Source organism: Microbacterium cremeum (genome assembly GCF_015277855.1).
GTDB lineage: Bacteria > Actinomycetota > Actinomycetes > Actinomycetales > Microbacteriaceae > Microbacterium > Microbacterium cremeum.
In genome coordinates, this window is record NZ_CP063812.1 from 3809031 (window position 1) to 3829728 (window position 20698).

Here is a 20698-nt window from a genome sequence, read left to right on the forward strand (position 1 = left end):
GGCGTGGCGATTCAGGTGCGATAGAGGACCGGCATCGACTCCAGCAGGCGCTGCGTGTACGGATGCTGCGGCGCGTTCATGACCTGATCACCGGTTCCCTCCTCCACGACCTCGCCGCGGTGCATCACGGCGACGCGATGGGCGATGTGGTGCACGACGGAGAGATTGTGCGTGATGAACAGATAGGTGACGCCCGTGTCGTTCTGCAGCTGCACGAGCAGATTCAGCACCTGCGCCTGCACCGACACGTCCAGCGCCGAGGTGGGTTCGTCGAGCACCACGAACTCGGGGTCCGCGGCCATCGCTCGGGCGATCGCGATGCGCTGACGCTGGCCACCCGAGAACTCGTGCGGGTAGCGTGCGACCGCGTCGGTCGGCAGGCCGACCCGATCGAGTGAATCCGCGATCCGTCGGCGACGCTCCTTCTGACCGATGCCGGCGGCGACCAGGGGCTCGGCGATCGAGCGGCCCACCGTGAAGCGCGGATCGAGCGAGTCGTTCGGGTCCTGGAACACCATTTGCACGCGGCGCCGGTGGCGGCGCAGGGCGCTGCCACGCAGGCCCGTGACGTCGGCGCCGTCGAACTCGATGGTGCCCGCGGTGGGTCTGCGCATCAGCAGGATCGCGCGCGCGAGGGTGCTCTTGCCCGACCCGGACTCTCCGACCAGGCCGAGAGTCTCGCCGCGCGGCACGCTCAGGCTCACGTCGTCGAGCGCGATCATCGCACTGTCGCCATGGCCGAAACGCTGGGTGACGTTCTTCACCCGCAGGACGTCGTCGCTCATGCGACGTCCTCCAAGACCGCGGGAATCTCGGCGAAGTCGTTGACGGCCGGGATCACGGCAAGCGGCGAACGCACCGGAACAGATGGACGCGGGATGCTCTCGAGCAATGCCCTCGTGTACGGGTGCTGCGGATCCTCGAGGACCCGGCGCGCCGACCCCGACTCGACGACCCGGCCGCGGTACATCACCGCGACGCGCTCGCACAGCTGGCCGATGACCCCGAGGTCGTGGCTGATGAACAGCACGCCCATGCCGGTCTCGTCGCGCAGACCCTTGATGAGGTCGAGGATCTGGGCCTGCACGGTGACGTCGAGCGCTGTGGTCGGCTCGTCCGCGACGAGGAGCGACGGCCCGGCGGCGACGGCGATCGCGATGACCACGCGCTGACGCTGACCTCCGGAGAGCTGGTGGGGGTAGTAGTGCAGACGCTTCTCGGCGTCCGGCATCTGCACGAGCCGGAGGATCTCCAGTGCCCGGGCGCGCGCGCCCTCCTTGTCCGCGTTGCCGTGGATCTGCAGCACTTCGGCGATCTGAGCGCCGATCCGCATGCACGGGTTGAGCGCCGACATCGGCTCCTGGAACACCATCGACGCCTTCACGCCACGCACCTCGGCCCAGTCGCGCTCGGTGGCTCCCTTCATGTCGACGCCCGCGATCTCCATGTTCGCGGCCGTGATGCGTGCCGAGTCTGGCAGCAGGCCCATCATCGCCAGGGCGACGCTGGACTTGCCGCTGCCGGACTCGCCGATGACGCCGACGATCTCCCCTTCGCGCACACGCAGCGACACACCCGAGACGGACGGGGGCGCGGCGCCGTAGGCGATGGTCAGGTCGTCGACGCGGAGGGCGTCTGCGTCATCGGTCATGCGCGACTCTCTTTCGGTCTGGTGGGGCCGGGATGAGCGCCCGGGCGCTCCGGGAGGGGAAGCGCCCGGGCGCGTGTCACTGCGAGAGCCAGCTGGTGTCGAGAGCGGAACGCGAGTAGAACGCGTCGCTCTCATAGCCGTGCAGCTTGCTGCTGTCCCACACTTCGAAGTACACCGGAACTGCGGCGGGGACGAACTCCAGCGCCTGCTCGGCGGCCTCGGTGGCAAGCTGGTCGACGAGGTCGGCGTACTCCTCGGGCGAGGTCGCGGCCTTGGCCTGCTGCAGGAGCTCGCGCGCCTTGGCGGCATCCGGGTTTCCGTCCCAGTGGTTGTAGACGCCCCCTTCGAGCAGGACCGGCTCGAGGTAGAACACGGCCGAGGCCCTCGGGCTGCCCGGGATCGCGACCAGATCGGTCCAGGATTCGCCCGTGGTGAAGATCGGCGAGATCTCGGCCAGCGGGGTGGCCTTCAGGTTCAGCGTGATACCCGCCTCCGCGAGCTGCTGCTGCATCATCTCGTAGACCGGGTGGTGCGCCGCCGCGACGTCACCCATGTAGCTGAGGGTGATCTCGGGGTTGGGCTGGCCGGCTTGTTCGAGGAGCCGTTTCGCCTCGTCGACATCCCGCGTGTAGTACGGCAGGTCGGCGGCATCGGGAGCACCCGGGTCGCCGGCCGGAGGAACGAAGGAGACGCCTGCGTTGCCGAGCATCGCGGTTTCGACGAGGGCCCCGCGGTCCAGGGCGAGCGAGAACGCACGACGGACGTCGACGTCTGCGAGCGGGCCGGACTCGGGATTGATGTAGATCGCAAGATTTTGACGGAACGCGGCGTCGCCGAGGGTGAAGCCCGATGCCTCCGCCTGCTGGGCGAGGCTCCCGTCGATGAACGACGCCGCCTGCACGCTGCCCTGCTGCACGGCGGCCAGGAGAGTGTTCTCGTCGGGGTACAGCTCGAACACGATCTCGTCGAGGTACGGCTCGTCGCCCCAGTAGTCCTCGTTCTTCTCCATCGTGATGGAGACGCCCTGCTCCCAGTCCGTCACCTGGAATGCGCCGGTGCCGACGGTGCGGGTCTGACGTTCCTCCTCGGTGGCGTTCCCGTACGCCTCCTCGCTGACGATGAAGAAGGTCTGGCGGGCCGAGACGGCGTCGAGGAACGTGCCGTCGGGCTGGCTGAAGTGGAACGTCACCTCGTGGTCGCCGGTCGCCTCGACGCTCTCCATGCTGCTGAGGTAGGTGGCGTTGGAGCCGCCGTCCGCTCGCGTCTCGAACGAGTACACGACGTCGCCGGCGTCGAACGGCGTGCCGTCGGCGAAGGTGACGTCATCGCGGAGCTGGAACACCCAGGTCAGTTCGTCGGGCTGCTCCCACTCGGTGGCCAGAGCCGGCTCGACGTCGCCGTCATCGTCGCGGGTGAGGAGGGTGTCGTAGGCGATCGAGTCGATGACCTCGGCGGCGATGGCGGACGCGACCATCGGGTCGAGGCCTCCCGCCGAGGGCTCCGCCGACACGCCCCACGTGAGCGTGCCGCCTGCGACCGGCTCACCGGGCTCCTCCTCGGCGCCTGTCGCGCCGCCGGACGTGCATCCGGCGATCGTCAGGGTCGCGACGGCGAGCGCTGCCACGCCCGCCCAGTGTCGTCTGTTCATGATTGCTTCTCCGTTGGTGTGTGCTTCGTGGATGTGGTGGTGCGGTCGGATGCCGGTGCAGAGTCGCGGCGACGAGAGCGGTGACGACCCAGCGAGAACGCCGGCTCGCGTCGGGGAGCGAGGTAGTCCTGCAACCCGTCGGCGAGGAGGTTCCACGCGGCCGACAGGAGGATGATCACGATGGAGGGGAGGATGATGAGCAGCGGCTGCACCTGCATGAAGCGGGTGAACTCGCTGATCATCCGGCCGGCGGAGGGCTCGGGCGCCTGCACGCCCTGGCCGAGATAGCTGAGCGCCGCCTCGATCAAGACGACCTGCGAGGCGACCGATGCGAACTGCACGCACAGCGGCGTGAGGACGTTCGGGAGCAGGTGCTCGGCGATCACCCGGGTGGGACGGACGCCGCTGAGGGTGGCGGCGAGGACGAAGTCCCGCTCTCGGAGCGCGATGACGGGGGCGCGCATGACCCGGGCGAAGCCGGGAGCGAACACCAGCCCCAGCGCGAGGATGAGCGGCCCCGCGCCGTTGCCGACGATGACGCCGACGACCAGGGCGACCAGGATGGCCGGAAGGGCCAGGATCGCGTCGACGATCCGCATGATGACGGCATCCACTCGGCCGCCGACGAAACCGGCGATCAGCCCGAAGAACGTGCCGATGACCGCACCGAGGAGGGCGGCGGCACCCGAGATCACGAGGCTGGTCCGGGCGGCGAGCACGAGACGCGTGAACGTGTCGCGGCCGAGGTTGTCGGTGCCCAGAAGGTGCTCGGCACTGGGGCCGGCCATGGGGTGGCCGGACGCGACGAACGGGTCGTACGGCGGCCACAGTGTCATCCAGCCCGCGAGGATCAGGATGCCGCCGAGGATGCCGGCCCCGCTCCAGAACGCCGGGCCGAGGCGCCGGCGGCGCGGACGGCTCCCCGCGGCCCTGGCGAGGGTGAGCTCCCTTGTCACGGTCATCGTGTGTGCACCCTCACTCGGGGATCGATCAGTGGATAGAGCAGGTCGACGACCAAGTTGATCAGCACGTACACGACGCCGATGAGGAGCACCGTGGCCTGGATGATTGGGTAGTCCGACGAGCGGATGCCGGTGAGCAGAAGCGAGCCCATCCCGGGCAGGGAGAACACCGCCTCGATGACCACGGTGCCGCCGACAAGGGCTGCCAGTTCGATGCCGATCACGGTGACGACCGGGATGAGTGCGTTGCGCAGTGCGTGACGCACGACCAGTCGACCCGGCGAGGCGCCCTTGGCCCTGGCAGTCCGGACGAAATCCTGCCCCAGTGTGTCCAGCAGCGTTCCGCGCGTGTACCTGGCGATGATCGCGGCGAGCACGATCCCGATCAGCAGCGCGGGCAGAAGCAGCACCCCGAATGCGCGCAGCGGATCCGAGGCCGCTCCCGAGTAGCCGACCAGCGGCAGGCGCAGCGTCAGTGAGTTGATCAGGATGAGCACTGTGCCGAGGACGAACGGCGGCGTCGCCAGGAGGATGAACGACAGTCCGCGCACCGCGTGGTCGGAAGGACGCCGCCACCGCGTCGCGGCGAGGACCCCGGCCGGGATGCCCATCACCGTGCCGAACACCGTCGCCATGACTGCGAGAGTGAGGCTCAACGGGAGCCGGGACGCGATGAGGTCCGACACCTCGCCCGGCACGGTGATCGCACGGCCGAAATCGCCCTGAACCACCCCCAGTAGCCACACGAAGTACTGCGTGATCCACGGCTGGTCGAGACCCAGCTCGCTGCGCAGGGCGGCGAGCTTCGCCGGGTCGGGGTTGGCGGGATCGGCGAAGGCGGCCAGCGGGTCGCCCGGAATGATACGCACCATCGAGAACACGAGCACCGACAGCACGAATAGGACGAACAGCGACGACAGCAGCCGAGAGAGGATGTATCGGGTCACGTCCGATCACTCCCCAGCGCTCGGCGAGCGACGACCTTCGTCCGCGCTCGCCCGCGCATGGGCGGCGAGAACGGAGGGTGTCGTCGGTGACATGGCGGTCACGCTACTGAGCGTGTGAAGCCGCCTGAACGGTGCGGCGCCCCACGGGAACGGTCGCATGATGGGCGAATCCTCCATAGCAGGGACGGGTTGTGGGCGGGTCCGTACGCGGTGGCCGGCGCCGCGACGCCTCACTGGGCCATCGCTGCGACGGCGCCGAACTCGCTGAGGTCATCGGTGGATTCGCCCTCCAGCGCCAGCTCGGCGAGCACGCGGCCGAGCGCCGGGGTGAACTTGAAGCCGTGCCCGGCGGCGAGGCCGACGATGATGTCGGGGTGCTGCGGCAGCGCACTGAGCACGAAGCGGCGGTCCTTGGTGAGCGCGTACTGGCACGTGATCGTGCGCAGCTCGGACCCGGCACCGGGGATGAGCCCCGTCACGAAGCCGGACAGCTGTGCAGTGAGCTCGGGTGAGGGGACGAAGGACCGCATTGCGGGCGTCATCCGGTTCTCCGAGACATCGCGTGCGGCTTTGATGGTCGGCTCGCCGTACGTGGGGAAGCCGTAGTAGCACTCGTCGTCCTCCCAGATCCACACCGGGAACCGCGCGGGGTCGTAGTCATGCGGCGCCGACGGGCGGAAGTAGGTGACCTGCTCCTGCATCACATCCAGCGGGATGGCCGCGTCCAGCGGCTCGAGGAGCGTGTTCGTCCACGCGTCGGTGGCCAGGATCACCTTGCGGGCACGGATGTCGCCTCCAGAGGTGTGCACGATCACCCCGGCGCTGTCCGGCGTGAGCGACTCCACAGCCGTGCGGTCGCGGATGTCGGCGCCGTGCACGCGGGCCCTCATCTGCAGGGTCGCGACCGTCCGGGACGCGTGGGCGATGCCGGTGTCGGCGGTGTAAACCGTCTCGACGTTCTCGGGCACCTGGAACTGCGGCCAGCGCGCCTGCACCTCAGCGGGACTGAGCAGTTCGTGCTCGACGCCGCACTCGCTCAGCGCCGAGGTGAAGTCCGAGGCCGAGTAGGGGCCGTCGATCGGGAGGAAGATCACACCGCCGGTGATCGTGAGCAGCCGCTCGCCCGACTCCCGCTCGAGATCGGCCCAGTCGCGGTACGCGGACTGCGCGAGCCGCACGTACTCGGGGGCTCCGTACGAGGTCCGCACTATCCGCGACGTGTCGTGCGAGGCGCCTCGCACGTGGCCCAGCTCGTACTGCTCGAAGGCCACCACCTTCGCACCCCGGCGCGCGAGCTGGTACGTGGCTGCACTGCCGAGTGCCCCCATGCCGACGACAGCCACCTCGAAAGACTCCATGATGCTCCGCTTCTCGCGCGGCCGATGCGCACCACCGGCTCGTTGCCTGTCAGTGTGCGGGAGCCGCGGAATCGCCGCCTATGGGCCGATGTCCCATGTTGAAGGCGCGGGAATGTGTGGAGCACACGCACGACGGCCGATTCCGACGCGGGGAGGTCGGACACGTTTCCGCCGTGTTTCTGGTCGCCGGGAAATCGGCGGCTGCAGGGCGTCGCCCTCGGATGACGACGTATGTGGTCATCACCCAGCACTCCCAGGCATCCGCGTGGTCATCGTCCATCCGGCACGTGGCGCTGAGCCCGTAGCTTTGACCGGGCACACGGACTCGCATGGCGTCGCCGGAGCTGAGTCACCGCACCACCCGCACCACCCCGCACCACCCCGCACCAACCCGCACGAAGGAGTGTCATGCACGACGACAGCGTCGACGAGATCGACCGATCCGGACTGGACAGCTCGCAGCAACGCCGGCGAGCGGTGATCGGCAGCTCGGTGGGAACGGTCATCGAGTGGTACGACTTCACGCTGTACGGGCTCGCATCGGCGCTCGTCTTCGCGCCGCTCTTCTTCCCGGGCGCCGGCGAGCTTGCCGGTCTGCTCGGCGCATTCGCCGGCTTCGCGGTGGGCTTCGGTGCCCGCCCGATCGGCGGCCTCATCTTCGCCCACTTCGGCGACCGCGTCGGCCGCAAGACGACCCTCCTGGTGACGCTGCTGATGATGGGCACCGCGACGACGCTCATCGGCCTGCTCCCGACGGCCGAGGCGATCGGCATCTGGGCGCCCATCCTGCTCATCGTGCTGCGGCTGTTCCAGGGCGCAGGCGCGGGTGCAGAGTTCGCAGGGGCCATGACGATGGCCAGCGAGTCGGCGCCCAACCGGAACCGGGCGTTCATCGCGGGCTTCCCGGGCGCGTCGGTGTACGTCGGCATGGCACTGGCCACGACCGCGTTCGCGCTCATCAGCCTGCTCCCGGCGGACCAGTTCCTGTCGTGGGGCTGGCGAGTTCCCTTCATCGCGAGCGTGGTCATCGTGGCGTTCGCCCTGTACTTCCGGCTCCGTGTCAAGGAGACGGCGGCGTTCGAAAATGCCGAGCGCGCAGGCGCCGTGGCCAGCGCGCCGCTCGCCGAGGCCGTCCGCACGCACTGGCGGTTCCTGCTCCCGGGGATGGCGCTGTTCGTCTTCGCCCTGCCGTGGGTCTATGTCGTGCAGACCTTCTCGCTCTCGTACACGACCGGCACCCTGTCGGTGAATCCGACCCACGCGCTCATCGCCCTCATCGTCGCCGAGCTGCTCACGATCCCCGCGACGCTGCTCTTCGGCCGGCTCGCCGACCGGATCGGCCGCAAGCCGGTGCTCCTTGGCGCCGCGATCTTCGGCGTCGTGTTCGCGTTCCCCATGTTCGTCCTTTTTAACACCGGGAACTCGCTCCTGGTCGCCGCCGGGCTGATCCTCGGTCTCGCCGTGATCCAGGGCGCGACGATCGGGGTCAGCGCCGCGATGCTCGCCGAGCTCTTCCCCACGCGCATGCGCTGGAGCGGCATCGCGATCTCACGCGAGATCCCGGCGGCGCTCGTGGGCGGCACCGCCCCGCTCGTGGCCACAGCGCTCGTTGCCGCGAGCGGCGGCACACCGTGGCTGGTCGCGGGCTACCTCGTGGGCCTGAGCGTCATCGGGCTGGTGGGCATCGCGTTCCTCCCCGAGACGCTGCACCGCGACAGTCCGTCTTCGCCGGCGCCGTCACCCCGCGCCGACGATGCGGCCGTCACCCGGTGACCATCCGCACGCCCAGCACCGGAACCGCCTCGAGCAGTTCCCGCGTGTAGGTCTCTGCCGGCGCGGCGAGCAGCTCTTCGGTTCGCCCCGATTCGACGATTCGCCCGTGCCGCATGACGCAGACCTCGTCGCTCACGTAGCGCACGACGGCCAGGTTGTGCGAGATGAACAGCATCGACAGTCCGAGCCGGTCCTGCAGCTCGCGCAGGAGATTCAGGATCGCGCCCTGCACCGACACGTCGAGCGCGCTGGTCACCTCGTCGGCGATCAGCACGGACGGCTCACCGGCGAGGGCGCGCGCGATCGTGATGCGCTGGCGCTGCCCGCCCGAGAACGCGGCGGGAAGCTCGTCAGCCCGATCCGGGTCGAGGTGCACGAGACCCAGCAGCTCGCGTACGCGCGCGACCTTGTCGGCGCGGCTCCACGGCCGGCCGGTCGCACGCAGCGCCTCGGCTATCGAGTCACCCACCGACATCCGTGGATCGAGCGCCGAGAACGGATCCTGGAAGACCAGCTGAAGACGCCGCCGAGCCTCGCGGGCGGCGGCACCGCGTCCCGACGCGACGACTCCGCCGACCCGGATCTCGCCTGCAGCGGGGTGCACCAGACCCACAGCCGCCGCGGCGATCGTGCTCTTGCCCGATCCCGATTCGCCGACCAGCCCCACCGTTCGTCCTTCCGGGACGGCGATGGACACGTCGTCCACGACGGTCGCACGGCCGTAGCGAACGGTGAGTCGGTCGATCTGGAGCGCGTTCACACGCTCACCTCCTCGGCGAGGGCGGCCGCCGCCAGTTCGGGTGGGATGACGGGAAGGGGCTGGGTCCGGTCGGACGTCATGTCGGGCAGACAGGCGACGAGCGCGCGCGAGTACGGGTGCACGGCATCCTCACGGATGCGCTGCGCATCGAGCTCCTCGACGATCCGCCCGTCCTTCATCACGAGCACCCGGTCGCAGAACGCCGAGACGAGCGCGATGTCGTGTGAGATGAAGATGATCGCCGCGCCGGTGTCGCGCTGCGCCGCGCGCAGGACGCCCAGGACCTGACGCTGCACCGTGACGTCGAGCGCGGTCGTCGGCTCGTCGGCGATGATGAGCTTCGGACGCCCGGTGAGCGCCATGCCGATCATCGCGCGTTGGCGCATTCCGCCGCTGAACTGGTGCGGATACTGTGACAGCCGGGTGCGCGCGTGCTCGATCCCGACCGCATCGAGTGCCGCCGTCGCCCGATCGCGTGCTTCGGCCCGGCTCATCCCCAGGTGCACCTCCGGCACCTCGGTGAGCTGGCGTCCGACCGTGAGGCCGGGGTTGAGCGAGGTCAACGGATCCTGGAACACCATGCCGAGCTCGATGCCCAGCTTCGAGCGATCGGAGGCCGAGATCGGCCGGGTCATGTCCACGCCGTCGAACCGGTGGGCCGCCACCGTCACGAGCGCATCCCCGCCGAGCAGGCCCGCGAGAGCCATGGCTGTGAGCGACTTGCCGGATCCGGACTCGCCGACGATCCCCACGATCTCGCCGGAGTTCACACGCACGTCGACCCCGTGCACGCGTTCGACCGTGCCGCCCTCCGGCGTCGGGAAGGCGATCCGCAGTTCTCGGACCTCGGCGACGGGGCGTGCCGACCCCGACTCCGTGCCGGCCACCGGTGCGCCGGCCCCCTGCGCGCCAGGCTCTGCGCGCCGCGACGCCGCGCGCTGCAGCAGGGCCGCCCCCGCCGAGCGGGCTCCCACCGCCCGGAATCCCGCGCCCCTGTTGTCGCCGAGCGCTTCGCTGACGAACGTGAACACGAGGCCGGCGAGAACCACCGCGATGCCGGGCCCGATCGCGGCGAGCGGGTTGACGTAGATCCGGGTGATGCCGTCCTGCAGAAGCCGGCCCCAGTCGTACTCCGGAGGCTGGACACCCAGGCCCAGGAACGACAGCCCCGCGAACGAGAGCAGCGTGACGCTCGCCGTGGCCGCCGCGTTGACGAGGAGCGGGTTGGCGATGTTCGGCAGGATGTGGCGGACGAGGATGCCGAAGGGCCCCACCCCCACCACCCGGGCCGCACGGACGTAGTCGCGTCCCGAGACCGACGACGCCAGGTTGTACACCAGTCGCGCCATGAACGGGATCCCCGAGATGCCGATCGCCAGCATCGCGCTCGAGGCGCTCGCGCCCCAGATGACGGTGAAGAAGAGCACCATCAGCAGCCAGGGGAAGGCGAGCAGCACGTCGAGCAGTCCCGTCATCCACCGTCGCGGATGCCGCGGCAGGATGACCGTGATGAGGCCGAACGCGATGCCGCCCACGGTCGAGACCACGGTGGCGCCGAGGGTCAGCAGCAATGAGAGCCGCGCGGCCACCATGACCCGGGCGAAGATGTCGCGGCCGAGGTCGTCCGTTCCGAACGGGTGCGCGAGGCTCGGCGGGAGGAGCCGGTCGGGAACGGAGCTCGTCTCGGCGGCGGAGGCGAACACGATCGGCCCCAGCACGGCGACGAGCACCAGGAGCAGGGAGCCCACGATCGCGGCGATGCCGACGGGGGAGAGCAGACGGGCGCGCAGCTGCATGAGTCAGCCCTCCGTGATCGAGGACCGCGGGTCGACGGTCACGAGAATCAGGTCGACGACGAGGTTGACGCCGAGGATGATGAGCGCGTAGACGATCACGAGCCCTTGGACGACCGGGTAGTCCTTCGCCCCGACGGCGGGCACCATGAGTCCGCCCATTCCCGGGATCGCGAAGATCGTCTCGATGAGCACCGTCCCCGCGATCAGGCCGCTCAGCAGCAGACCGCCGACGGTGAGCGAGGCCGTGATGATGTTGGGCAGCGCGTGGCGCATGTAGACCAGGCGCGAGGGCAGGCGCTTCGCGCGCGCCGTGGTCATGTAGGTCGCGCCGAGCACACCCACCATCTCGACCTGCACGATGCGTGCGAGGTAGGCCATGGGCCCGAGGGCCAGCGCGAGCACCGGCAGGATGGCGTCCTGCGGTTCGCCCCATCCGGCCGCCGGCAGCCAGCCCAGCTGCACGGCGAACAGCGCGATGAGCCCCACCGCGAGGAGGAACCCCGGCACCGCGATGAGCATGCCGAGGACTCCCGACAGGGTCGCGTCGAGCGCGGAACGACCTCGCCGCTGCGTGCTCAGAGCGGCGCCGATGCCGATCGGCACGGCGGCGAACAGCGCCACCAGGAAGCTTGCCACTCCGAGGGTCGCGGTGGGAGGGAATCGCTGCGCGATCATGTCCGACACCGGCCGCCCGGTGCGGATCGACACGCCGAGATCGCCGTGGAGGAGGCCGGCGACGTAGTCCGCGAACTGCTGAAGGATCGGCTTGTCCAGACCCAGCTCGGCTCTGGTCGCGGCCACGAGCTCGGGCGATGCCTGGATGCCGAGCGCGGCGCGCACGGGATCTCCCGGCACGAGATGGACGAGGAAGAACGACGCGACGACGACGACCAGGAGCGAGACGAAGAGCCTTCCGAGCCGACGGAGGAGGAACGACCCGCGCGCCGACAGGCGCGGGCGACGAAGCCCCTCCGCCCGCACCGCGAGCGCGGACGTGGGCGCGTCCGCCAGGTCGGCGGCGATGGGCGGAGGCGGCGTCGTCATGGTGTCAGCCCAGCATCCGGATCGTGGTCGGCATGATGAAGTTCGGCTGGTCGAACACCGCACCGCTCTGGTAGTTCGGCAGGATGTTGTCGATCACCGGGAAGGTGTCGAATCGTTCGATGAGCTCCAGCTCGGCCTGCTGCCACAGTCCGCACGCCTCCTCCGGCGACGCCGTCTTGGCCTGCTCGGCCAGCGCGCTGTACTCCGGATTGTCCACGAACATGAAGTTCAGCCCACCCTCGTCGGGAGTCGCTCCCGCGAAGAAGAGCGCCAGCACCACCGGGCTGCCCGGCGCGATCTGGATCCATCCGGTGTCCCAGTCGAAGCTCGTGTAGAGCTGATCCGACCAGGCGGCGGAGTCGTTGGCGACCAGCGTCGTGACGACACCCAGCTCGTCCCACGTCTCCTTCACCAGCTCGGCCGCCGGCGCGTGCGAGGCCGTCGGGGCGTCGTAGATGAACTTGATCTCGAGCGGCTTCCCGTCCTTCGCGCGGACGCCGTCATCGCCCAGCACCCAGCCGGCCTCATCGAGCAGCTCCGCCGCCCGGTCGAGGTCGGTGTCGGGGAGAGTCCAGCTCGGCGGATCCTGCACGCACAGCAGCGGCGTCTTCTGCACGAGCGAGACCGCGGGCAGACCCGTGCTGCCGGCGATCACGGGACCGACCTCGTCACGATCGATCGCGGTCGACAGCGCCTCCCGGACGAGCGGGTCGGAGAAGGGACGACCCTCCCGCTCGTTGAAGAGCATCTGCCCGACGGGATTGCGCACCCCGACGTACTCCAGTCCGGCCGCTTCCAGTCGCTCTTGGTCGGGGCCGGTCACGACGCCCGAGTTCAGCTCACCCGAGAGCAGGAGGTTCGTGACTGTGCTCTGATCCGCGATGATGCGCGCCTCGATCGTGTCCGGGAGTCCGACGGTGTCGCTCGTGACGCCGTCGGGGCCCCATTCGTAATCGTCCCGCTTGGTGAAGATGTAGGCGTCGCCGGGGCGAGCCTCGCTCAACTGGAACAGCCCCGTGCCGTCGGTCGTGTCGGCGAGCGCTGCCGTATCGGCGAGCCCAGCGTCGCAGACCATCAGGATGGTGCCGATGTTGGTGGCCAGGAACGGATCGTTCACCGTGCTCGTCACGGTCACGGTGTTGCCCTCGGCCGTCGCCGAGACCGCCTCGGTGATCACGGTGCCGTACGAGAACGTCGCGTTGGCGGGGTCGGCGTTGTAGTTGATGTTGTCCGCGACCGTCTGGGCGGTGAACGGCGAGCCGTCCGCGCACGTGATGCCCTCCTTGATCTCGTACGTCGCCTCCGTCCCCGTCTCGGTCCAGCTGTCAGCGAGCCAAGGCTCGGCCTCACCATCGGGGGTGATGTAGATCAGGGACTCGTACGCCAGGGTGACGACCTCCCACGTGTCGGGCGAGACGGTCTTCATCGGATTGATGTCGCCCGGGTCGTCGCTGAGCGACTTCACGAACGTGCCCCCGGAGACGAACTCGCCTTCCTCGGCATTCCCCTGAGGGTCGGACGACCCCGAACATGACGCCAGTGTCATCGCGAGGATGACGGCCCCGGCCGCGACCGGGACCGGGACCGGGACGAGCCTGCTGCGTTTCATTGCCTATCTCCTCTTGTCGGGTACTGCTGTCGGTGATGCGGGTGCTATCCGACGGCCGGCGCGACCGCGGCCAGCTGGCTGAGTGGTCCGGCGGCCTTGACCGAGACCTTGATGGTCGGCCGGGTGGTGTACGACAGCGACGTCTCGAGCACCTCGACGACCTCGACCGTGAGCGGATCCGCCCCGGCCTGGATCGCCTTCGCGATCGCGGCCTGCGACGCCGCCGCGATGGCCGCGTCGCGATCCTCGAGATCCGAGATCTGGTCGGCGCGACCGCCCGCGAGCGAGATCGCGGCGCCCACGGCGTTGGCGACCTCCCCCCGCTCGGGACGGATGACCGGACCCACACCCGACAGTCCGTCGGGAACGAGCATGGCGCCGCCGCCGACCACGATCAGGGGAAGATCGACGCGCCCGAGCGAGAGCCGCTCGACGGCCTCTTCGATGCGTTCGTGGGCGACCGCGATCGCTCTCAGGAGCGCTTCCCGTCGTGCCGCGGGCATGGCCGGGAGCGCACGACCTCCGATGCCGTGGCCCGCCGCCGCTGCGGCATCCGTCAGCGTTGCGGTGGAGCCGCCGAAAAGAAGCCCCTCCTGCGCGATGCGATAGCCGACCGAACCCGGTCCGACGGCGCCGGTCGCCGTGTCGATGATCGTGCCGCCGCCGATCCCCAGGCTGAGGATGTCGGGCATGCGGAAGTTGGTCCGCACTCCCCCGATCTCGCGCGGGAGCGTCGACTCGCGAGGGAAGCCGTCGACCAGGACGCCGAGGTCGCTCGTCGTGCCGCCGACGTCCACGACGATCGCATGGGAGGCGCCCGAGAGGAATGCGGCGCCGCGGATCGAGTTGGCCGGCCCCGAACCGATGGTGAGCACGGGGTAGCGGACGGCGTAGTCCAGCGACATCAGCGTGCCGTCGTTCTGGGCGAAGAACGTCGCGACGTCCAGGCCCTCCTCGGCCACCACGGCGACGAGCGCTCGCGTGACGTCGGAGGCCACCCCGCGCAGCGCGGCATTGAGGACGGTGGCGTTCTCGCGTTCGAGCAGTCCATCCGGCCCGATGTCCTGACTGAGGAAGACGGGAACGGTCGGGCCGAGGTGCGCGTGGATGAGAGCTTCGACCTCACGCTCCTGATCCGGGGACGACGGGCTGAAGATGCCGCACACCGCGACGCTGTCGAAGGCTCCGTCGAGCGAATCGATGAAACGGCGGATGCCGTCCCGATCGAGCGGCGTGATCGGCGTTCCGTCGACCATATGCCCGCCGCCCAGCATCGCCGATCCCGCGAGGACACGATCGGAGAGGTCTGCCGGCCACCCGGTCAACGGTGGCCACTCGGTCGCGGCCGGTGCGCCGAGCCGCACGAGAGCGACACGGTCGAGGTTGCGTCGCGCGACGATCGCGTTGGTCGCGTGGGTGGTGCCGAGCATCACGCGCGATACCCTGCTGCGCCCGTCGCCGAGCTGCGCGAGCACGGCGGAGATGCCGGCACGGATGCCTCCTACGACGTCCTCGGTGGTCGCTTGCTTCGTCCACGCGCGCACCGCCCCGTCGCTGTCGACGACGACCGTGTCGGTGTTGGTCCCTCCGACATCGACGCCGATGGACAGATCGCGCTCCGCGGTCATCGCGACCCCTTCCTCTCGAACGGCACGTAGGGCAGGTCGTAGCCGAACGCGCGTGGTCCTGCGAGCTCGAGGCCGCGGTCGGTGCGCCACAGCGGGTCACATGCCCACGCGAGCACCGCGACGCGCTGTCCGTAGCGCAGCATCTCGGTGGAGATGGCGTGGCCCGTCTCGAAGTCGACGACCGTGATCAGATCGGGGACGGTCGCGAGCACCTCCCCGTCTTCGAGCACGACGAGGTTCTCGTTGCGCAGCTCGACGCGCTGGAGGCGCCCGCGGTCGGCGCCGATACCGGAGATCGTGATCGATCCCCGTACGAAGCCGCCCTCGGTGCGGCGGGAGACGTCGGTGATCTTTCCGGAGATGAGCACGTCGGCATCGAGTGCGTCGGCGATCGCCGGGACGGGATCGGCCGCGGTGAGGAGGGCACGGCCCACTCGGATGGCGGTGCTGACCGTCCCCGGGATGACCGCGCCGGCGGCAGACTCGGCCGTGAGCAGGTAGTGGGCACCGAGGCAGATCCCACCGGCCGCCACCGTCACGGCGCGGGCGTGGCGCTCGAGCCAGGCGAGATCCACCGTGTGCAGCACCACGACGTTGCCCACGACATCGCTGAGCACGGCGAAGTCGCAGGGCACGCCCGCCACGTTCGTCGAGATCATGGTGGCCTCGGGAAAGGCCCGCCCCATGCCGTCGGCGTCGAGCAGCTTCACGCCGAGCCGCGCAGCCCATCCCGCAGGCGAGACGCCGTTGCTGCCGCCGATCTCGGCGGGCATGATCGCCGTGATGGGCCGCCCGGCAACGCGTTCCGCCTCACGCAGGAGTGTTCGCACCTGCTCGACCGACGAGAGCATCTCGATGCCGACGGTGGGCGCTCCGATCCCGCTCATCATGATGACCGCGTCATCGGGACCCAGTTCGTCGACGGTCACAAGCGATACCGGACCGTTCTCACGGATCGCGCGTTCGGTCGTGAGCTGCGCCGTGTAGACGGCGCCGCCTCCTCCCGTTCCGAAGATCGCGGCGCCTGCCGCGAGCGCATCGATGTCGTCAGCGGTGACCTGCGCGGTGCGCTCACCAGACGACGGGGCGAGGGACGGGTATGCCATGTCACGACAGTAGGTAGCGCTCCTTGAACCGACAATGTGTCTACAGCCCAGAGAATCGGCGTAGATTGTGCCCGTGGCACAACTGACCACCGCTGACCTCCTGATGCAGGCCGATAGATTGGGCATTCAACTCGTCGCCGGCCCGCGCGAGGGCGCGCCGATCGAGCGCGTCGACGTGACGACCTTGCCCGAGCTCGCCGCGCTCACAGCGGGCACGCTGGCGGTCATCGCTGGGGAGGACTCCCCGCCGCCCTATCTGGTGGATGTCGCGATCCGTCACGCCAGCGCGAGGGGGCTCGCCGGCATCGTGATGCCGGCCGGGTTCTCGGCCACCGAGACCGCCGTCGTACTCGCACATCGCGGCGCCGTCCCGTTGATCATCGCCCACGAGATGCGCCCGCCCGACCTCGCCGTGGCGATCGATCGCATGCTGAGCGGCGGCGCCGCCGAGTCGATGACCCGTGCCGCCTACGCCGTCGAGAAGGCCACGCAGGCCGCCGCCGAGCCGGGGGGCGACGCAGCCGCCGCGATCCTCGAAGCGGCGGGAGCGGCACTGGGCGTCCGCATCGAACTGAGCGATCGCCTGGCGACGTCATGGACCGACGGCGATGCCGTGTTCGTCGGCGAGGTGCCCGTCGGCCGACTCGTCGCCGAGACATCCGACCCCGCCGCCACGGTCGCTCTTCCCGTGATCGCCTCGCTCGTCTCCCGCGCGATGCAGCGCGATCTGCAGGCGCGATTCGCGCCGAACCAGTCGCGCGCAGACCTCATCGTCGAGCTCGTGCTCGCCGAGGCCGGGAGGGTCGACGGGTTCATCGCCCCAGCGGCGCGGCTCGGGCTGCCGCTGCATCTGTCCCACGCCGTCGCCTGGATGCGGCCGCGCCACCGCAGCGATCCGGGCCTACGCGCCCCACGGTTCGTCGAGGCCGCGCTCGAGCTGTTCACTCTCCAGCTGATCGAGGATCGTCCCGAGCGGTGGCACATCGCATTCATCCAGGACGACGTGATCGCGGTGAGCACGGAGGAGCACGGCGCCGGCGATCATCAGCGTCGACTGCGCGACGTCATGCTGAAGGTGCAGGCGCAGGCGCGGCGCATCGCGGGCGACGACTGGACGTACACGGTGGGACTCGGCACCCCGCAGACGGGAGCCGCGGGGCTTCGGCAGTCCGCCGCCGAAGCCAGAGTGGCCGCCGACTCCGCGATCGCGGGCGGCCGGCTGGACGCCGTCGAACTGACCGACGTCACAGGACTGCGACGACTGCTCCTCGACTTCTACGCCTCGCCGATCAGCCGCAATCTCCTCGACGACATCCTGCAGCCGCTCGACGCGCTGGGGGCCGAGCGGTCGGCCACGGCAGTGCGCACCCTCCTGTCGTATCTGAGCAACCGCAATTCGCTCGTGCAGGCTGGGCGGGAGCTCAACCTGCATCCCAACGCGGTCGGCTATCGCATTCGGCGTGCGCGGGAAGTCCTCGACGTCGACCTCGATGATCCCGACACGCGCTTCGCCGTCGAGCTCGCCTGTCGAGTGAGACTGCTCGGTGCGGGCAGCCGCTGAGGTTCTGAGGGCGGATTCCTGTGCCCAGAGCACACATTCACCCCTCGACTCTGTGCCGGCGTGACGAGGCGTGGCGAGCTGCGGTCGGATAGCGTCGAGGCCATGCTCTCGACGGACTTTCGCGCCGTGGGACTCGACGAGATCCGCGCGACGCTCGGCGAACCGGATGACGCGTCCTTCCGGAAGATCACGGATCACCTGGACGAGAACTGCCTGGCGTTTCTCGCCCACTCCCCCTTCTGCTGCCTGTCGACGGCAGATGCGACGGGCAACTGCGACTGCTCGCCCCGCGGAGACTATCCGGGCTTCGTCCGTGCGATCGACGAGCGCACCGTCGTCATTCCGGATCGCCTGGGGAACAAGCTCGCCGACTCGATGCGCAACATCGTCACCAACGGCCACATCGGCCTGCTCTGCTTCGTCCCGGGCATGACCGAGACGCTGCGCATCAACGGCACCGCCTTCGTGACCGACGACCCGACGCTCTTGGGCATGCTGGAGCAGGATCACTCGGTGCCCGATCTCGCGATCGTGGTGCACACCGAGGAGGTCTACCTGCACTGCGGCCGCGCTCTGCTCCGCGCCGGGCTGTGGGATTCCGACATGCAGGATCTTGCGAGCCACGTGCCCTCGTCCGGCCAGATCTGGGCGAGCATGTCCGGCTGGGACACCTCGGTCGGCGACGTGATCGACGACGCCACCTCGAGCGCCTACCGCGCACTGTACTGAATGCGCAGCCGGGAGGGTATGACGGCGCTGGTCGTCCGAGAGATCACGAACGAGACCCCCTCGATCGTCGGCATCCGACTCGAGAATCCGGATGCCTCCCCTCTGCCGGCATGGGAGCCCGGGGCGCACATCGATGTGCAGCTGATCACGCGGCACGAGCGTCAGTACTCGCTCTGCGGCGACCCCGCGGACACGGGCGCCTACCGGATCGCGGTACGCCGTGAGCCGTCGTCGCGAGGCGGATCGCATTACATCCACTCCTTCCTGCGCGTGGGGAGCACCGTGTGGGTGCGGCCGCCACGCAACCTCTTCGCTCTCGGAGACGCCTCCTCGTACCTGCTGCTCGCGGCCGGTATCGGCATCACACCGATCCTGTCGATGGCCCGCCACCTTGCCGCCACCGGCGCAGACTGGCGATTGGTCTACCTCGCCCGGTCCCGTGACGACGTCGCCTTCCAGCAAGAGCTCGCCGTATTCGGGGATCGTGCGAGCACGCACATCAGCCGTGAGCGCGGGCGCCTGGACGCTTCACAGCTGCTGCACGGACTCACCGCCGACACCGACGTCTACGCCTGCGGGCCGCAGGGATTCATCGATGCGCTCGTCGGGGCGGGAACGATGCTTCCGCAGGGTCCACGGCTGCATGTGGAGCGCTTCGAGCCGAAGAAGAGGGAGTTCCGGCCGGACGAGGCATTCTCTGTCGGCTGCGCGCGGTCGGAGGTGACCGTGGAGGTGCCGGCGGGCCGATCGATGCTCAAGGCGCTGCAGGGAGCGGGCGTCGAAGTGCGCGGCTCCTGCCTGCGAGGAGTGTGCGGCTCGTGCGCATTGCGGGTGCTCGACGGCACGCCCGAGCACCGGGACTCGCTCAACACCGACGACGTCTCGACCACGATCTACCCGTGCGTCTCGCGCGCCCTCTCACCGAGGCTCGTCGTCGACGCATAAGCAGCACCGTCCCCAGACGCCGCAGCGGCGCCATCGACAGAAAGGTCCCGGATGCCTCACACCGACAGTCCTGCGATCTACTACGAAGTATCCGGCGGCTCTGACGGTCCGCCGGTCGTGCTGCTCTCCGGCGGCGGTGCGCAGCTGATCAGCTGGCACGACGACCTCGTCGCCATGCTCGTCGCGGCAGGACTCCGCGTCGTGCGCATGGACAATCGCGACGTGGGCCTGTCCGCTCGATTCGGGGGGCCGGACGATATCGACGGGGGCTACGATCTCGCCGATATGGCGGACGACGTCATTCGCGTGCTGGATCATCTCGAGGTACCGGCAGCGCACCTCGTCGGGCATTCGATGGGCGGCATGATGGCGCAGATGGCGGCCATCGGGCATCCCGACCGGGTGCGCAGCCTGGGTCTGATCTCGACCATTCCCGGTCGGGACCCTCGCTACATCCTCCACGGCGAGCGCCCCGAGCTCCTCGAGCCGCCAGTGCGGCATACGAGGGAGCAACTCGTCGCGGGCGCGATTGCCTACTCCGCTGCGGAGAGCGTCGGAGACCGATACCCGGTCGATCAGGAGTGGATGGCGTGGGCAGCCGGCACCGCGTTCGACCGAGGCTACGCGCCAGAGGGATTCGCGAGGCAATGGTCCGCCCTCTTGCGCGCGCCCGAGCGGCTCGAGGCGCTGCGTCGGGTCGGCGTTCCCGCGCTCGTCTTTCACGGGCGCGACGACGACGTGCTGCACTGGGTCTCGGCCGTCGACATGGCCGAAGCGCTGCCAGGGGCCGAGTTGCAGATCCACCCCGGAATGGGCCACCTCATCGCCCACCAGCTGTGGCCCGAGCTCGCGGGAGGCATCGTCCGGACCGTCCGCCGCGGAGAGACGACGGGAGCCTGACGGCGAGTCCAACCGACTGCCTGCACGCCGCTCGAGGATGCTCGTCGGCTGGTCGCGTCTGGGCCTAGCAGCCGGCGGCGACGGCCGGGTGCAGGTGCTCGGATGACAGCGCCACGACGGCCTGACGAGATCCCGAGCGCGAACTGCATGTGCGGCTCGGGCTTGGGAAGACGGTCGAGCAGGATCAGATGGTTCCACGAAGCGGGTCCGCACACGGCGACCCGCGCAGCCGGCAGCTGCCCGGAGGCGAGGGGAAGAGTCACCCGGGTCAGTCAACCAGC

17 protein-coding genes are annotated in these 20698 nt (G+C 69.5%); 5 read left to right on the forward strand and 12 right to left on the reverse strand.

Annotation, left to right across the window (positions count from 1 at the left end):
* Window positions 1-11: 11 nt before the first annotated feature.
* The 6 genes from IM778_RS16910 to solA all read right to left on the reverse strand — a co-directional run bounded on the left by IM778_RS16910 (window position 12) and on the right by solA (window position 6566).
* Window positions 12-785: an ATP-binding cassette domain-containing protein gene (locus IM778_RS16910; protein ID WP_194409964.1), complete on the reverse strand. Its 774-nt coding sequence runs from the start codon at window positions 783-785 to the stop codon at window positions 12-14.
* Window positions 782-1651 carry an ABC transporter ATP-binding protein gene (locus IM778_RS16915; RefSeq protein ID WP_194409965.1) on the reverse strand — a complete coding sequence of 290 codons (870 nt, stop codon included), beginning with the start codon at window positions 1649-1651 and terminating at the stop codon, window positions 782-784. The genes IM778_RS16910 and IM778_RS16915 overlap by 4 nt, the downstream gene beginning before the upstream one ends.
* 76 nt (window positions 1652-1727) lie before the next feature.
* Complete coding sequence (locus IM778_RS16920) at window positions 1728-3299, reverse strand: ABC transporter substrate-binding protein (RefSeq protein WP_194409966.1); 1572 nt, start codon at window positions 3297-3299, stop codon at window positions 1728-1730.
* Complete coding sequence (locus IM778_RS16925; RefSeq protein ID WP_194409967.1) at window positions 3296-4261, reverse strand: ABC transporter permease; 966 nt, start codon at window positions 4259-4261, stop codon at window positions 3296-3298. The genes IM778_RS16920 and IM778_RS16925 overlap by 4 nt, the downstream gene beginning before the upstream one ends.
* Complete coding sequence (locus IM778_RS16930) at window positions 4258-5208, reverse strand: ABC transporter permease (RefSeq protein ID WP_194409968.1); 951 nt, start codon at window positions 5206-5208, stop codon at window positions 4258-4260. Before IM778_RS16930 ends, IM778_RS16925 begins: the two co-directional genes overlap by 4 nt.
* A 230-nt stretch (window positions 5209-5438) precedes the next feature.
* Window positions 5439-6566 carry an N-methyl-L-tryptophan oxidase gene (gene solA / locus IM778_RS16935; RefSeq protein ID WP_194409969.1) on the reverse strand — a complete coding sequence of 376 codons (1128 nt, stop codon included), beginning with the start codon at window positions 6564-6566 and terminating at the stop codon, window positions 5439-5441.
* A 408-nt stretch (window positions 6567-6974) separates the two neighbouring features.
* Between solA and IM778_RS16940 the strand changes: the two genes are divergently transcribed.
* A complete protein-coding gene (locus tag IM778_RS16940) occupies window positions 6975-8339 on the forward strand; it encodes an MFS transporter (RefSeq protein WP_194409970.1) in 1365 nt (454 codons plus the stop codon).
* On the opposite strand, the gene IM778_RS16945 is transcribed toward IM778_RS16940, so the two are convergent.
* The 6 genes from IM778_RS16945 to IM778_RS16970 are packed head-to-tail and all read right to left on the reverse strand — an operon-like array spanning window position 8329 to window position 16282.
* On the reverse strand, window positions 8329-9099 hold the full coding sequence (locus IM778_RS16945; RefSeq protein WP_194409971.1) for an ABC transporter ATP-binding protein: 771 nt from the start codon (window positions 9097-9099) through the stop codon (window positions 8329-8331). The genes IM778_RS16940 and IM778_RS16945 overlap by 11 nt on opposite strands.
* On the reverse strand, window positions 9096-10895 hold the full coding sequence (locus IM778_RS16950) for a dipeptide/oligopeptide/nickel ABC transporter permease/ATP-binding protein (protein WP_194409972.1): 1800 nt from the start codon (window positions 10893-10895) through the stop codon (window positions 9096-9098). The genes IM778_RS16945 and IM778_RS16950 overlap by 4 nt, the downstream gene beginning before the upstream one ends.
* 3 nt (window positions 10896-10898) lie before the next feature.
* Window positions 10899-11939: an ABC transporter permease gene (locus IM778_RS16955; RefSeq protein ID WP_194409973.1), complete on the reverse strand. Its 1041-nt coding sequence runs from the start codon at window positions 11937-11939 to the stop codon at window positions 10899-10901.
* Window positions 11940-11943: 4 nt separating this feature from the next.
* Window positions 11944-13548, reverse strand: a complete 1605-nt coding sequence (locus IM778_RS16960) for an ABC transporter substrate-binding protein (RefSeq protein WP_194409974.1) — start codon at window positions 13546-13548, stop codon at window positions 11944-11946.
* A gap of 44 nt (window positions 13549-13592) precedes the next feature.
* Window positions 13593-15176, reverse strand: coding sequence for a hydantoinase/oxoprolinase N-terminal domain-containing protein (locus IM778_RS16965; protein WP_194409975.1), 1584 nt, complete (start codon window positions 15174-15176; stop codon window positions 13593-13595).
* Window positions 15173-16282 (reverse strand): DUF917 domain-containing protein, encoded by a 1110-nt coding sequence (locus IM778_RS16970; protein ID WP_194409976.1) that lies wholly within the window; start codon window positions 16280-16282, stop codon window positions 15173-15175. The genes IM778_RS16965 and IM778_RS16970 overlap by 4 nt, the downstream gene beginning before the upstream one ends.
* 73 nt (window positions 16283-16355) lie before the next feature.
* Between IM778_RS16970 and IM778_RS16975 the strand changes: the two genes are divergently transcribed.
* From IM778_RS16975 to IM778_RS16990, 4 genes are all read left to right on the forward strand, one after another.
* The gene (locus IM778_RS16975) at window positions 16356-17843 is read left to right on the forward strand and encodes a PucR family transcriptional regulator (RefSeq protein ID WP_194409977.1); all 1488 of its coding nucleotides are present in this window, start codon (window positions 16356-16358) and stop codon (window positions 17841-17843) included.
* Between the two features lie 102 nt (window positions 17844-17945).
* Complete coding sequence (locus IM778_RS16980) at window positions 17946-18572, forward strand: MSMEG_1061 family FMN-dependent PPOX-type flavoprotein (protein ID WP_194409978.1); 627 nt, start codon at window positions 17946-17948, stop codon at window positions 18570-18572.
* 18 nt (window positions 18573-18590) lie between these two features.
* Window positions 18591-19517 (forward strand): PDR/VanB family oxidoreductase, encoded by a 927-nt coding sequence (locus IM778_RS16985; protein WP_194409979.1) that lies wholly within the window; start codon window positions 18591-18593, stop codon window positions 19515-19517.
* Window positions 19518-19568: 51 nt separating this feature from the next.
* Entirely contained in the window at window positions 19569-20417 is an 849-nt protein-coding gene (locus IM778_RS16990) for an alpha/beta fold hydrolase (RefSeq protein ID WP_194409980.1), read from the forward strand.
* Window positions 20418-20698 lie beyond the last annotated feature (281 nt).

Bases quoted from the DNA above. Each gene is read 5' to 3' on its own strand.
- IM778_RS16960 (WP_194409974.1), bottom strand. From the start codon at position 13,548: ATGAAACGCAGCAGGCTCGTCCCGGTCCCGGTCCCGGTCGCGGCCGGG.
- IM778_RS16965 (WP_194409975.1), bottom strand. From the start codon at position 15,176: ATGACCGCGGAGCGCGATCTGTCCATCGGCGTCGATGTCGGAGGGACC.
- IM778_RS16920 (WP_194409966.1), bottom strand. From the start codon at position 3,299: ATGAACAGACGACACTGGGCGGGCGTGGCAGCGCTCGCCGTCGCGACC.
- solA (WP_194409969.1), bottom strand. From the start codon at position 6,566: ATGGAGTCTTTCGAGGTGGCTGTCGTCGGCATGGGGGCACTCGGCAGT.
- IM778_RS16985 (WP_194409979.1), top strand. From the start codon at position 18,591: ATGACGGCGCTGGTCGTCCGAGAGATCACGAACGAGACCCCCTCGATC.
- IM778_RS16915 (WP_194409965.1), bottom strand. From the start codon at position 1,651: ATGACCGATGACGCAGACGCCCTCCGCGTCGACGACCTGACCATCGCC.
- IM778_RS16970 (WP_194409976.1), bottom strand. From the start codon at position 16,282: ATGGCATACCCGTCCCTCGCCCCGTCGTCTGGTGAGCGCACCGCGCAG.
- IM778_RS16910 (WP_194409964.1), bottom strand. From the start codon at position 785: ATGAGCGACGACGTCCTGCGGGTGAAGAACGTCACCCAGCGTTTCGGC.
- IM778_RS16950 (WP_194409972.1), bottom strand. From the start codon at position 10,895: ATGCAGCTGCGCGCCCGTCTGCTCTCCCCCGTCGGCATCGCCGCGATC.
- IM778_RS16980 (WP_194409978.1), top strand. From the start codon at position 17,946: ATGCTCTCGACGGACTTTCGCGCCGTGGGACTCGACGAGATCCGCGCG.
- IM778_RS16940 (WP_194409970.1), top strand. From the start codon at position 6,975: ATGCACGACGACAGCGTCGACGAGATCGACCGATCCGGACTGGACAGC.
- IM778_RS16990 (WP_194409980.1), top strand. From the start codon at position 19,569: ATGCCTCACACCGACAGTCCTGCGATCTACTACGAAGTATCCGGCGGC.
- IM778_RS16925 (WP_194409967.1), bottom strand. From the start codon at position 4,261: ATGACCGTGACAAGGGAGCTCACCCTCGCCAGGGCCGCGGGGAGCCGT.
- IM778_RS16955 (WP_194409973.1), bottom strand. From the start codon at position 11,939: ATGACGACGCCGCCTCCGCCCATCGCCGCCGACCTGGCGGACGCGCCC.